The 12,866-nt window shown below is 73.6% G+C and carries 13 protein-coding genes; 5 read left to right on the top strand and 8 right to left on the bottom strand.

The annotated features are described in order from the left end of the window. Positions 1-66: 66 nt before the first annotated feature. The gene (locus ACFO3Q_RS09135; RefSeq protein WP_377004360.1) at positions 67-3,378 is read right to left on the bottom strand and encodes an amidohydrolase family protein; all 3,312 of its coding nucleotides are present in this window, start codon (positions 3,376-3,378) and stop codon (positions 67-69) included. 119 nt (positions 3,379-3,497) lie between these two features. Here ACFO3Q_RS09135 and ACFO3Q_RS09130 point away from each other — a divergent pair, with 119 nt between their 5' ends. The 3 genes from ACFO3Q_RS09130 (at position 3,498) to ACFO3Q_RS09120 (ending at position 5,296) form a co-directional block, all read left to right on the top strand. Beyond that, complete coding sequence (locus ACFO3Q_RS09130) at positions 3,498-3,938, top strand: hypothetical protein (RefSeq protein WP_377004359.1); 441 nt, start codon at positions 3,498-3,500, stop codon at positions 3,936-3,938. 91 nt (positions 3,939-4,029) lie between these two features. After that, complete coding sequence (locus tag ACFO3Q_RS09125) at positions 4,030-4,506, top strand: DUF2243 domain-containing protein (RefSeq protein WP_377004358.1); 477 nt, start codon at positions 4,030-4,032, stop codon at positions 4,504-4,506. A 4-nt stretch (positions 4,507-4,510) separates the two neighbouring features. Then, the gene (locus ACFO3Q_RS09120; protein WP_377004357.1) at positions 4,511-5,296 is read left to right on the top strand and encodes a cytochrome c oxidase assembly protein; all 786 of its coding nucleotides are present in this window, start codon (positions 4,511-4,513) and stop codon (positions 5,294-5,296) included. A 3-nt stretch (positions 5,297-5,299) separates the two neighbouring features. On the opposite strand, the gene ACFO3Q_RS09115 is transcribed toward ACFO3Q_RS09120, so the two are convergent. The 7 genes from ACFO3Q_RS09115 to ACFO3Q_RS09085 all read right to left on the bottom strand — a co-directional run bounded on the left by ACFO3Q_RS09115 (position 5,300) and on the right by ACFO3Q_RS09085 (position 11,168). Then, complete coding sequence (locus tag ACFO3Q_RS09115; protein WP_377004356.1) at positions 5,300-5,941, bottom strand: 2-hydroxychromene-2-carboxylate isomerase; 642 nt, start codon at positions 5,939-5,941, stop codon at positions 5,300-5,302. 96 nt (positions 5,942-6,037) lie between these two features. After that, positions 6,038-6,520, bottom strand: a complete 483-nt coding sequence (locus ACFO3Q_RS09110; RefSeq protein WP_377004355.1) for a periplasmic heavy metal sensor — start codon at positions 6,518-6,520, stop codon at positions 6,038-6,040. Then, entirely contained in the window at positions 6,517-6,960 is a 444-nt protein-coding gene (locus ACFO3Q_RS09105; RefSeq protein WP_377004354.1) for a hypothetical protein, read from the bottom strand. The genes ACFO3Q_RS09110 and ACFO3Q_RS09105 overlap by 4 nt, the downstream gene beginning before the upstream one ends. Beyond that, positions 6,957-7,586, bottom strand: coding sequence for an RNA polymerase sigma factor (locus tag ACFO3Q_RS09100; RefSeq protein ID WP_377004353.1), 630 nt, complete (start codon positions 7,584-7,586; stop codon positions 6,957-6,959). The genes ACFO3Q_RS09105 and ACFO3Q_RS09100 overlap by 4 nt, the downstream gene beginning before the upstream one ends. Before the next feature lie 9 nt (positions 7,587-7,595). Then, positions 7,596-8,033 carry an EF-hand domain-containing protein gene (locus tag ACFO3Q_RS09095; protein ID WP_377004352.1) on the bottom strand — a complete coding sequence of 146 codons (438 nt, stop codon included), beginning with the start codon at positions 8,031-8,033 and terminating at the stop codon, positions 7,596-7,598. A gap of 457 nt (positions 8,034-8,490) precedes the next feature. Further along, positions 8,491-9,798 (bottom strand): amidohydrolase family protein, encoded by a 1,308-nt coding sequence (locus ACFO3Q_RS09090; RefSeq protein WP_377004351.1) that lies wholly within the window; start codon positions 9,796-9,798, stop codon positions 8,491-8,493. Beyond that, positions 9,795-11,168, bottom strand: coding sequence for an amidohydrolase (locus tag ACFO3Q_RS09085; protein WP_377004350.1), 1,374 nt, complete (start codon positions 11,166-11,168; stop codon positions 9,795-9,797). Before ACFO3Q_RS09085 ends, ACFO3Q_RS09090 begins: the two co-directional genes overlap by 4 nt. A gap of 277 nt (positions 11,169-11,445) precedes the next feature. On the opposite strand from ACFO3Q_RS09085, the gene ACFO3Q_RS09080 reads away from it, so the two are divergent. Both ACFO3Q_RS09080 and ACFO3Q_RS09075 read left to right on the top strand, forming a co-directional pair. Then, entirely contained in the window at positions 11,446-12,222 is a 777-nt protein-coding gene (locus ACFO3Q_RS09080) for an AMP nucleosidase (protein WP_377004349.1), read from the top strand. After that, the gene (locus tag ACFO3Q_RS09075; RefSeq protein ID WP_377004348.1) at positions 12,219-12,761 is read left to right on the top strand and encodes a DUF4334 domain-containing protein; all 543 of its coding nucleotides are present in this window, start codon (positions 12,219-12,221) and stop codon (positions 12,759-12,761) included. The genes ACFO3Q_RS09080 and ACFO3Q_RS09075 overlap by 4 nt, the downstream gene beginning before the upstream one ends. Positions 12,762-12,866: the final 105 nt, after the last annotated feature.

Raw genomic sequence — 12,866 nt, 5'->3', positions numbered from 1 at the left:
GCCAAACCCGGTCGCGCGTGCCAGCCGGTGCGGGGCACCGGCCGGCACGCGTCGTGGCGGCGGGGCTCAGTTGCGCGCGTTCGGGCGGACGTACATCTCCAGCGGCGAGGCCGGGTGCGTGCCCTTGGGGCAGTGGCAGGGGCCGGCGGGGCCGTACTGCAGGCCGAAGCTGCGGCCCTCGCGGTGGCGCTGCCAGAAGAACTCCGGCGCCGGCGCGGCACGGTTGCCGATCTCCGCCATGTCGGCGTCCACGTCGAACAGGCGTCCGCCGACCATCACGTAGCGGGTGTCGATGGTGTTGCGGATGTCCTCCAGCGGGTCGGCGTTGAGCACGACGAGGTCGGCCTTCTTGCCCGGCTCCAGCGAGCCGAGCTGGCGGCCGTAGCCGATGTAGTCGGCGCCGTCGATGGTGAAGGCGCGCAGCGCCTCGAAGTTGGAGAAGCCGCCCTGGGTGAACATCCACGCCTCCCAGTGCGGGCTCAGCCCCTGCAGCTGGCCGTGACCGCCGACCTGGATGCGCACGCCGGCATCGCGCAGGCGCTTGACCGAGCGCGCCACGTCGATGTGCCAGTAGTCCCATTCCGGGCCGGTCTCGCGGCGGATGGCGCGCGCGTCCAGCGTCTCGCGCGGGAAGAAGCGGTTGAGCTTGGGATCCTCCCAGACGTTGTCGCGCGCGTACCACCAGTACTCGCCGGACAGGCCGCCGAAGGTGACCACCAGCGTCGGCGTGTTGCGCACGTCGGTCTGCGACCACAGGCCGAGCACGTCCTGGTACAGCGGCGCGATCGGGATGTTGTGCTCGATGCCGGTGACGCCGTCGAGGATCATCGTCATGTTGTGCTGGAAGGTGCTGCCGCCTTCCTCGACCACCAGCATGCCCTCCTCGCGCGCGGCCCGGTTGACCTGCTGGCGCTGGTCGCGGCGCGGCTGGTTGTAGCTCTTCACCGAGAACGCGCCGTGCGCCTTCATGCGTCGCACGTGTGCGCGCGCGTCGTCGATGGAGTCGATCACCGCCTTCGACGGACTGTCGGCGCCGTAGAGGATGGTGCCGGTGGAGAACACGCGCGGCCCCACCATCTCGCCGGCGCGCTGCAGCTCGGCCTGCGAGAACACGAACTCCGTGGTCGCCGAAGGGTCGTGCATGGTGGTGATGCCGAACGCCAGGTTGGCGTAGTAGGCCCAGTTCTGCTGCGGCACCACGCCGCCGCCGAAGTGCGCCGCGTGCGCGTGCGCGTCGACGTAGCCGGGCACGATGGTCTTGCCGCTCGCGTCGATCACCCGCGCGCCCGCCGGTACGGCGACATCCGCGCCGACCGCGCGGATGGTGTCGCCCTCGACCACGAGGGTGCCGTTCTCGATGACCTCCTCGGTGTTCTCCGCGTCGCGCATGGTCACGATGCGCGCGTTGGTGAAGGCGACCACGTCGCGGGGCGCGTCGGTCGGCACGCTCAGGCCCACCTTCACCCCGCGCGCCTGCGCCGGCGAGGCCGACGCCCCGGGCAGGAACGGGAACACCTCGTGCAGGTCGCGGCTCATGTACTCGTCGCCGACCATCCAGTGCAGCGAGGCGCCGCGGCCGCCCCAGTGCAGGTAGGAACCGACGTAGTCGCTGACCTTGCTCACCGGCAGCGCCTTGGTGTCCTTGCTGAGCGCGATGGCCTCGCCCAGGCGCGGCATGGGCGCGACGTAGGCGTTGAACAGCTCGGTGAAGGCCACCCACTGCCCGTCGGGGCTGATGCGCACCGTGTCGACGTACTTGAGGTCGAACACGTCGCGCGGCGCCTCGCCGTGCAGGCCGACCGACTGCAGCTTCTTCGACATGCCGCCGCCGGTGAGGAAGAGCACGCGCTCGCCGTCTGCCGAGAACTGCGGAGCGCGCCCGCGCTGGGCGATGCGGCGCGGCGTGCCGCCGTCGAGCGCCATCACGTAGATGCCGGTCTCGCCGGTGTTCATGCTGCCGGTGAGGCCGCCGCCGCTCTCCTTCGACCAGGCGATGGTGCGCGCGTCCGGCGAGAACACCGGCCCGTAGTAGAAGCCCGGCTGCGTGGTGAGCTGGCGGCTCTGGCCGGTCGCGAGGTCGAGCAGGTGGATCGCGCCCTGCTCGGCGTCCGACCAGGTCGTGTACAGCAGGCTGCGGCCGTCGGGGCTGAAGCTGGGCTGGTACTCGAAGACGCCGCGCGAGCCGGTCAGGCGTTCCGGACGGCCGTCCGGCAGGGTCTTCTTCCACAGGCTGCCGACCGCGTGGAAGACCAGGGTGCCGCCGTCGGGCGAGGTCGCGACGTCGCGGATCATGCGCGGCGCGAAGCTGTCGCCGTCGAGCTCGCGTTCGAAGCGCAGCGGCGCGGCGACGGTCTGGTCCACCTCCGCGGTGAAGGCGATCTCGCGCGGGGTGCCGTCGGCCGCGGAGACGTTCCACAGCCGGCCCTGCGCCCAGATCACGATGCCCTGGCCGTCCGGGGTCCAGGCGAAGTTGGCGTAGGGGCCGAAGATCGCCCAGGCCTCCTGCTGGTCGCGGGAGAGGCCGTCCCACAGCGGGCGCACGTCGCCGCTGTCGAGGTCGGCCAGGTGCAGCACGGTCTTCTCGCGCACGCGGCGCACGAAGGCGAGCGACCTGCCGTCCGGCGAGGGCTGCGGCCGCACGGCGCCACCGGCGCCCTGCAGCACGGTCTCGATCTCGCCGGTCTCGCGGTCCAGCCGCTTGATCGCGTAGATGCCGGCGTGGGGGTTCTTGTTGTACTGGAAGGTCGGGCCCGGGGTGACGTCCTCGGAGAAGTACACGTAGCGCCCGTCGGGGGAGACGGCGGGCTCGCCGAGGTCCTGCTGGTCGTTCTTGCGCTCGGTGAGGCGGATGCCCTCGTTGCCGCCGGAGCGGTGCACCATCCACAGCTCGCCCGCGCCGAGCGAGCGGGTGCCGGTGAAGTGCTTGCGGCCGATCAGGTACTGCCCGTCCGGCGTCCACGCCGGATTGTTGAACAGGCGGAAGCGTTCCTTCGTCACCTGCACCGGGTTGCGGCCGTCGATGCCGATGCGCCAGAGGTTGTTGCCGCCGTCGCGGTCGGAGGTGAAGGCGATCTCGCGTCCGTCCGGCGAGAAGCGCGGCTGCACGTCCCAGGCCGGGCCCGACGTGAGCCGGCGCGCCTGCCCGCCCTCGATGGGGAGCAGGTAGATGTCGCCGAGCATCGAGAAGGCGATGCTGCGCCCGTCCGGGCTGACGTCGAGGTCGAGCCAGGTGCCCTCGCTGGTCTCGAAGCGCACGCGCTTGGTCTGCCCGTGCGCGGCGGAGACGTCCCAGGCGCGCGCATCGGCGGCGTGGACGTGGGTGGGCGCGAAGGCGGCGAACGCGAGCGCGAGCGCGCAGGCGAGGGGGCGACGATGCATCGGATGCTCCGGAAGGTGTGGCGAACCGGTCGATCCTAGGGAAAGCGGCGCCCGCGCAACCGGGCCGGAGGTCAGGGTGCGGCCGCGCTATGCTGGCCCGCCGCCCCCGGAGCCGCGCCATGCGCCAGGTCCGTCGCTTCTCGTTCCTCTGCTTCTGCCTGTTCCTGTTCGCCGGCGTCGCCGCCGCGCAGGACGCCCCCGATCCCGCCACCCTCGAGGAGGGCCGCGCGCTCACCCGGCAGTTCGCCGCGGGCGAGCTCGATGCCGTGCACGGCCGCTTCGACGCGCGCATGCGCGAGGCGCTGAGCCGCGAGCAGCTCGGCGCCCTGCACGAGCAGGTGCGCACCCAGCTCGGCGCCGAGACGGCCGTCATCGCCGAGCAGACCGGCAGCCAGGACGGCATGCGCATCTACAGCCGCGTGGCCCGCTTCGAGAAGGCGCCCGACGCACCGGCGGAACTGGCCTGGGCGCTGGCGCCGGACGGCAGCGTCGCCGGCTTCTACATCCGCCCCGCGCAGCAGCCCGCGCCGCCGACGCCCGCCGGCGACCCGCAGCCCTAGCCCTCCGGGGGCGCGTGGCGGACGCCCGGCCGGCGCCTGCGCCGCGCCCGCTCCACGCGCCCTTGGCGCGGCCCCGCGTACACCGGCGGGCATGGCCGCGTCCGACACGCTCGACATCGCCGCCCACGCGCGTCGCCGCTCGCTGCGCGCGGCGCTGGTCATCGGCATCGCGATCATGGCGGCGGTGGACGAGATCGTGTTCCACCAGATCCTCGCCTGGCACCACTTCTACGACCGCGCCACGCCGCTGGTGGGACTGATGTCCGACGGCTTCCTGCACGCGGCCGAGCTCATCGCGCTGGTGGCGGGCTTCTTCCTCTACGCCGACGTGCGCCGCCGCGGCCTGCTGGTGCCGCGCGCGGCCTGGGCCGGGTTCTTCCTGGGGGCGGGCGGGTTCCAGATGTTCGACGGCATCGTCGACCACAAGATCCTCCGCCTGCACCAGGTCCGCTACGGGGTCGAGAACCTGCTGGTCTACGACATCGCCTGGAACGCCTCCGGCCTGCTGCTGTTCCTCGTCGGCGTGTGGCTCTGGCGCGGCGCGCGCCACGCGCGGCCGGTGGACTGAAGCCGTGCACGCCCACCACGACGCGGCGCTGTCGCCGGGGCAGTGGCTGCCGTGGGCGGTCGGGCTGGTGCTGGTCGGCGCCTACCTGGTGGCGGCGCGGCGCCGTCGCGCCTGGAGCCGCTGGCGCGGCGCGAGCTTCGGGCTGGGGGTCGCCCTGCTGGCGTGGGGCCTGTCGGCGCAGGCGATGGCGTGGGCGCATGCGGACCTGCGCGGGCACATGGCGCAGCACCTGGCCATCGGCATGTTCGCGCCGCTGTTCCTCGTGCTCGGCGCGCCGTTGACGCTGCTGCTCGGCGCCCTGCCGGTCGATGCCGCGCGGCGGCTCGTGCGCGTCCTGCACGGCGACCTGGCGCGCGTCCTGGTGCATCCGGTCGTGGCGCTGGTGCTCAACGTCGGCGGCATGGCCCTGCTCTACCTGACGCCGCTGTACGCGATGTCCCGGCACGATCTCGCGCTGCACGCGCTCGTGCACTACCACTTCGTCGCCGCCGGCTACCTCTACGCCTGGGCCCTGGTGGGGCCGGACCCGGCACCGCGGCGACCGTCGCTGCGGTACCGCGCGGTGGTGCTGTTCGTGGGCGCCGGCACCCACGCGCTGCTGGGGAAGGTCATGTACGCGGGCGGCTTCCCCCATGGCACCGGCGCGAGCCTGGCCGAGCGCGAGGCCGCGGCGCAGTGGATGTACTACGGCGGCGACCTCGCCGAGCTGCTGCTCGCGGTCGCGCTGTTCGCCATCTGGTACCGGCAGTCGGCGCCCGCGGCGGCGACCGCGGGCGCGCGCCCCGCCTGAGCCTCAGCCGCGGCGGCGCGCGCCCACCGGCAGGTCGCGCAGACGGCGCATCTCGGGTGTCTCCAGCACGCCGGGGTCGGCGATGACCGCCTCGGCGAGCTCGTGCGCCGCGTCGCTGCCCCAGAACGCGTCGCCGCCGACGGTGAGCGTGGGCACGCCGAAGACCTGGGCGGCGAGCGCCGCTTCGTAGTTGGCCTTGAGCTGCGCCTTCACCGCCGGGTCGGCGATGGCCGCGGCCGGGTCGTCGATCCCGAGCCGCTGCGCCACGGGCGCGAGCGCCTCGATGCTGTCGCCGGCGTTGCCGTCGCGCCAGATCCAGTCGAACAGCGCATCGACGGCGTCCGGCGTCGTGCCCGCCGCGATGCACAGGCGCAGCGCCGCCAGCGGGTTGAACGGATGCGCCGGCGGAAAGCGCAGCGGCACGCCCTCGCGCCCGGCGCGCCACTGCGCGATGCGGTAGGTGAACAGCCGCTTGGCGGGGATCTCGGCGGGGCCGGTGAGGCCGAGATGGTCGAGCACGCCCGCGAACAGGATCGGACGCAGCGTCACCGGCTCGCGCGCCATCAGCGCGCGGACCTTCGGCCACTGCAGGTAGGCGAAGGGCGAGACGAAATCGAAGTACCAGGCGACGGGGGTGGTGGGCATGGTGGAGAGGGGCCGGGTTCCGGGGCTCGGGGCCTGGGACGGGATGGGTGACGGAAGAGCGGGAAGCGGCGGGGGGAAGGGCCGTGCGCTGTGGGCTCAGCGCGCGCGGCTCTTGCCGTCACCGCGGTGCGGGGGCGGTTCCAGCATGTCGGCGAGGCGGGCGCGCTCGGCGTCGTCCAGGCGTTCGGCGAAGTCGCCCAGGGCGGCCTGGGCGGTCTCGGCCATCTCGGCATCGGCCGCGCGCAGGCGGGCGAAGGCCGCGTCCAGGTCGGCGCGGACGAAAGGCTGGGCGCGCAGGGCGTTCGAGATGTCCTGGCGCGCGGCGTGCATGGCGCGCCAGCGCGGGCGCATGGTCTCGCGATGGGTGTCCCAGATTTCGTGCAGCAGCACGCGCCGCTCCTCGCCGAAGGCCTCGGCGAGCGCGCGGGGATGCGGCATGCCGGCGAGGCCGCCGCCGCGCGTGCGGGGCGGCTCCTCCGGCGAGCGCAGCGCGAAGGTCGCGAGGGCGGCGGCGAGCAGCACGTTGACCAGCAGCGATACGACGAGCGCGATGCGCCAGGGGCGGGGCAGGGCGGTCACGGCAGGAAGTCCTGGTAGCGGTTGTCGAGCTGGGCGAACTGCACGAGCGCGTCCTCGTCCACCGCCGTCTCCTGCTTCGGCACGAAGCTGCCGAAGGCCACCCCGAGCGCGAGGCTCGCGGCGAAGGCGGGCCCCGCCATGCGCCAGCCGCCGAGCGGCTGCAACAGGCCGCGCAGGCGCGCGGCGAGGCCGGGGCGCGGGACGGGGATGCCGTCGAGGACGGCGCGGCGCAGGCGCATCGATGCGCCCGGCGGATCGGGCAGAGCGAGCGCGGCGTCGAGCCGGGCGGCGGCGGCCTGGCGCGTGCGCGCCTCGGCCGACGCGGCGACCAGTGCGAGCGCGGCGTCGCGCTCGGCGGCGGGCCAGCGCGCGGGGTCCGCACCCCACGCGTCGAGCAGGGTGTCGAGGCGGTCGAGGGTCATGGGCGGGCGGGGCGTCATCGCGCGTCTCCGGTAAGGCTGCGGCGCAGGCTGCGGCGGCCGCGGGCGAGGAGGGATTCCAGCGCTTCCTCCGACACCTCCAGGGTGGCGGCGGCCTCGCGCTGGCTGAGGCCTTCGTAATGGCACAGGACGATGGCGGCGCGCTGCCGCTCGGGCAGGGCGTCGAGCGCCGCGGCCACGTCGCGTTCGCGCTGCACCTCGCCCATCACCTGTTCGGGCGTGTCGCCGCCGCTCACGTGGTCGGCGGCTTCCATCGGCTCGTGCTCGCGCCGCCGGCGCAGGCGGTCGTAGCAGACGTTGGTGGCGACCCGGTACAGCCAGGTCGAGAAGCGGGCGTTGCCGGGCGTCCAGCGTGCGGCCTGCTGCCAGACCTTGATGAACACCTCCTGGGTCGCCTCCTCGGCGTCCTCGCGGTTGCCGGTGAGGCGCGTGGCGAGCCGCTGCACGCGGTCGATGTAGCGCTCGACGAAGGCGGCGCAGGCGGCCTGGTCGCCGCGCCCGATCCGGAGCACGAGCTCCAGATCGGGATCGGCGCCGTCGTCGGCAGGTCCGGTGGCGGCGGACGTCGCGTCCGCCGGTCGGTTGTCCATCAGGAGCATCGCGGTCAGGCCGGGAGGCCGGATCATCGCATGGGCTCAGCGGGCGCCGGCCGCCGGGCCGCCGCGGCGGCCGTGGCCGAAGTGGCCCTTGCCGCCCGGACGCTGCGCCCGGAACTCCTCGCGGCTGATCTGGCCGTCGCCGTCGGCATCCAGCCGGGCGATGCGCTCGAGCTGCGCGGCCTCGTAATCGGCGACCGAGATGCGGCCGTCGCTGCCGCCCATGCGCTCCAGGCGGCGCTGCTCCATGCGCAGGCGCTGCGCGTCGCGGTGGGCGATGACCTCTTCGGCGGTGATGTAGCCGTCGTTGTTCGCGTCGATGGCCGCGGCGCGGTCGCGCGCATGCTGCTCGAGCGTGGCGACGTCGCGGGCCGGCGCCTGGCGCTCGCCACGGACGGGGGCGTCCTGCGCGATGGCGGCGCCGCCGACGGCGGCCAGCGCGAGCGACAGGGCGATGCGGAGGGGGGTACGGGACATGGGCAGATCCTCACGTTGGGGGAGGAGGCATGCTTGCCTCGCTACTTCCAACGCGGACCGCCGTGGAAACCGTCGCGCCGGCCCGGCCGGCGCGACGGCGGTTCAGGGATCTGAAGATGGGTGGAGCGGGAAGAGGGAAGGGTGAAGCGGGAATCGGGACCTGTAGGTCGGGACAGCGGAATGGCTCCTGGACTTTCGTGCCCCTCGGGTCCCTGCTTGCGCCGCTTTCTTCTTGGAGCGGGAAGAGGGAAGCGGGAATCGGGACCTGCAGGTCTGGGTAGAGGGATGGCTCTACGTTCCCCCGCTCCTCGGTCGCTGTTTGCTGCCTTCTTCTTGGAGCGGGAAGAGGGAAGGGTGAAGCGGGAATCGGGACCTGCAGGTCTGGATAGCGCGGATGGCTCCTACGTTCCCGCACCCCTCAGGTCCCGATTCCCGACTCCCGATTCCCGCCGTTGCCCTACTTCAGGTACGCCCTCGGCCAGCCCCCGTCCTCGCGCAGGTAGCGGTCGCGGAGCTGGGTCTGGCGGGAGCGCATGCTGTCGGGGCGGCCGCCCAGCCAGACCTGCTCGGCGCCGGTGGTGACCTCCAGTGGGTCGCCGCTCCACAGCACGAGGTCGGCGCGCTGGCCGACGGCGATCGTGCCGAGGCCGTCGGCGATGCCGAAGGCTTCCGCCGGCACCCGGGTGAGGCCGGCGAGGGCGGCCTCCCAGGGCAGGCCGTTGGCGGCGGCGACGCCGGCGAGCTGACGGATCTTGCGCGCGTTGTGGGTGGCGTCCCCGGACTGGGTGAAGCCCACCGGCACGCCGGCCGCGTGCAGGCGCGCGGCGTTGTCCAGGCGCGCGCCGAGGCGGTCGAAGTTGCCGGGCAGGTTGACCAGCGCGTCGACCAGCACCGGCACCCGCTTCGCCGCCAGCAGGTCGGCCACCTTCCACGCTTCCGCGCCGCCGGCGATCACCGGCTGGAAGCCGAAGCGCTCCGCCAGCAGCAGGGCCTGGCGGATGTCGGCGGCACGGTCGACGTAGAACAGCACGCGGCCGCCGCGCAGGTAGCGGGCCAGGGTCTCGCGGCCGATCGGCGTCAGCAGGCCGTGCGAGGGCGCCATCGCGGCGAGATTGGCCGGGGCATTGGGACGCGCCTCGCGCACCGCCTGTTCGAGCAGCATGTACTGCCCCGCGCGGCTGCCGCCGGCGAAGCCTTTGCCGCGGCTGCCGAGCTGGATGAACAGCGTGCGGCTCGGGTCGAGCGCGGCGTCGAAGCTGCCGTCCAGGCGCACCGCCACGCCCTGGCCGCTGACGAAGCTGCCGCCGGGCAGGATGCCGGGGGCGAGCACGGTGAAGGTCAGGCCCTCGACGCGGCTGATGGCGACCGGCGCGGAGTGCGGGTTGTAGGCGGGGGCGACGTCGAACTCCGGGCGCCACTGCGCCTCGACCGAGTGGGTGTCGGCGAAGCCCAGCGCGTTGTCCACGGTGTCGGGCTCGCCCGAGACCTCCTCCAGCCCGAGCGCGGTGAGGCCGGCGAACAGACCCGGGGTGAGCGGACGCCCCTCGGCCTCGACCACCGGCACCCCCGCGGGGGCGGCCAGACCCGGGCCGACGGCGCTGATGGTGCCGCCGCGCACCAGCACGTCGGCGTTCTCGAGCGTGCCCTGGGCGGTGGCGGTGTGCACGCGGGCGCCGCGGATCAGCACGTCCTGCGCGGCGGCGGGGAAGGCGAACAGGACGGCGGCGAGCGCGGCGATGCCGCGCAGGGTGACGGCGCGGCTCATCGGATGCCCTCCTGGCCGAGGATGAAGTCGGAGACCGGCTGGCGCGCCGGGTCGTGGCGGTCGTAGAGCAGGGCGCCGTCGACGAACACCTTCTCGGCGTGCGCGTAGACGCTGAAGGGGTTGCGGTCCCACAGCACCACGTCGCCCATCTTCCCCGGCTCCAGGGTGCCGGTGCGGTCGGCGACGCCGAGGGAGCGGGCGGCGTTGGAGGTCAGCCAGGTGATGGCGCGCTCCGGCGGGATCGGCATGCCCAGCCGCTCGGCGCGCCCCATGACCTTGGCCGCCTCCTGGTTGAGGCGCTGGATGCCCTCGTCGGAATCCGAATGCACGATGGCGCAGCCTCCCGGCGCGCGATCGACGATGGCGATGTTCTCCTGGATGCCGTCGTAGGCCTCCATCTTGAAGCCCCACCAGTCGGCCCAGAGCGCGCCGCAGACGCCCTCCTCGCCCAGGCGGTCGGCGAGCTTGTAGGCCTCCACGCCGTGGTGGAAGGCGGCGATGCGGAAGCCGAACTCGTTGGCCAGGTCGAGCATGTTGGCCATCTCGTCCGCGCGGTAGCAGTGGACGTGGACGAGGATGTCGCCGTCCATGGCCGCCGCCAGGGTGTCCATCTGCAGGTCGCGCTTGGGCGGCTCGCCGCCGCCGCGGCTGTTGCCGTCGTGGCGGTCCCAGGCCCTGCGGTACTCCGCGGCCTGGGCGAAGGCGGCGCGGTAGCCGGCCATGTTGCCCATGCGCGTCATCGGCGCCTGGTTCCTGCCGCCGTAGACCCGCTTGGGGTTCTCGCCGCAGGCCATCTTGAGGCCGTGCGGGGCGTCCGGGAACTTCATGGCCTGGTAGGTCAGCGCCGGCACGTTGCGCAGGGTCACGCCGCGGCCGCCGATGAGGTTGGCCGAGCCGGGCAGGATCTGCAGCGTGGTCACGCCGCCGGCGAGCGCGGTGGCGAAGCCGGGATCCTGCGGCCAGACCGCGTGCTCGGCCCACACCTGCGACGTGTTGGGCGCGATCATCTCGTTGCCGTCGGAATGCGCGCGCACGCCGGGGCTCGGGTACACGCCCAGGTGCGAATGGACGTCGATCAGCCCCGGCGTCACCCACTTGCCGCTGCCGTCGATCTCCCGCGCGCCCGGCGGCGCGCGCAGGCCGCTGCCCACGCCGGCGATGCGGCCGTCCTCGATCAGCACGTCGGCGCCGTCGAGGCGCTCGCCGGTGCCGGTGAGGACGGTGGCGCCGCGGATCAGGGTCGGCGCCTCGACGATGGGACGGTAGGTGCTGGGATAGGCGTCGATGCTGCGGGTGGAGGTGCGGTCGGCCGCCGCGGCGCTGGTGCAGGCCAGCGCGACGGCGAGCCCGGCAAGGGCCAGTCGTGTCATGAGGCAGGAGTTCCCCGGGAAAACAGTCCCGAACCGTAGCCCCGCCGGCCGCCGCTGCCAAGCGGCGCCGGTCACGGGTCGGCCCGGGTGCAGGAAGCGGCCGTTATCCTGCGGCATGCCCCGGCCGGTGCCGGGGGCGCGCGGGCGCCGTCCCGCGGCCGCCCCCGCAGCCGCCGGCGCTTCGGGTGCGGGTTCTTGGCATCGCGTCCGGGCGGCCACGTTGGCCGCGTGTCGATGCCGCACCGCGCCCTGCCTTCCGCAACGACAGGGTCGACACATGAAAGAAAAAGAACAGATCGTCGCCAACTGGCTCCCGCGCTACACCGGCGTGCCCCTCGACCAGTTCGGCGAGCACATCCTGCTGACCAACTTCGGCGGCTACCTCGGCCACTTCGCCCGCATCACCGGCGCGGAGATCGTCGGCCACGACCGCCCGATGCCCAGCGCCACCGCCGACGGCATCACCATGATCAACTTCGGCATGGGCAGCCCGAACGCGGCCACGCTCATGGACCTGCTCTCCGCCATCTCGCCCAAGGCGGTGCTGTTCCTGGGCAAGTGCGGCGGCCTCAAGCGCAAGAACCAGCTCGGCGACCTGATCCTGCCGATCGCCGCCATCCGCGGCGAGGGCACCAGCAACGACTACATGCCGCCGGAGGTCCCGGCGCTGCCGGCCTTCGCGCTGCAGCGCGCGGTCTCGACCATGATCCGCGACCTCGGCCACGACTACTGGACCGGCACCGTCTACACCACCAACCGCCGGGTCTGGGAGCATGACGAGCGCTTCAAGGACTACCTGCGCTCGCTGCGCTGCATGGCGATCGACATGGAGACCGCGACGGTGTTCGCCGCCGGCTTCGCCAACCACATCCCGACCGGCGCCCTGCTGCTGGTCTCCGACCAGCCGATGATCCCGGACGGCGTGAAGACCGAGGCCAGCGACGCGCGCGTCTCCGCGGAGTTCGTCCAGGGCCACATCGAGATCGGCATCGAGGCGCTGAAGCTGATCCGGCGCCACGGCAAGTCGGTCAAGCACCTGCGCTTCGACGAATGAACGCGCCGCCGCCGCGCTGGCTGGCCGACTGGCGCGGCGGCGTCCTGGCGCCGGCGGATGCGCTCGCGCACTACGACCGGCTGCCGGGGCTGCGGACCGCCGCGCTGCGTGGGCGCTGGCGCGGTGCGGAGCTGCGCACGGGGCATCGGCTCGACGGCCTGCTCCCGGCGCTCGGCTGGTGGGGCAAGGCGTTCCGCGGCGACGACGACGTGGACCCGCTGCTGTTCGCGACGGGGCGCGGCACGGTTGCCCTGCAGCCGGCGCGCATGCCGCTCTCGCTCGCACTGGCCGCGCCCCCGCTCGCGCGCAGCGCTCCTGTGCGCGGCGCCTTCGCGCTCGCGCGCCCGCTGCTGCGCACCCGGCGTCCCGCTGCGCGGCTGCGGGAGATCGTCCACCGCGGCGTCGCCAGCGCGGCGATGCTCTACGACCGCCTGCCGATCGTCGACCACTTCCGCCGCATCGACGAGGCCCGCGTGCTGGGCCTGATGGACCTCCGCGACAGCGCGCAGCCGTTCTTCTTCCTGCTGGAGCGCGACTGAGCGTCCGGCTGCTGCACACCGCCGCTGCAGTGCCGCTGCTAGCCTTCCCCGTTCCCCGTTCCCCGTTCCCCGTTCCCCGTTCCCCGTTCCCCGTTCCCCGTTCCC

The organism is Coralloluteibacterium thermophilum, from assembly GCF_042654365.1.
GTDB classification, from domain to species: domain Bacteria; phylum Pseudomonadota; class Gammaproteobacteria; order Xanthomonadales; family Xanthomonadaceae; genus Coralloluteibacterium; species Coralloluteibacterium thermophilum.
This window is presented reverse-complemented; position numbering and strand designations above follow the sequence as displayed.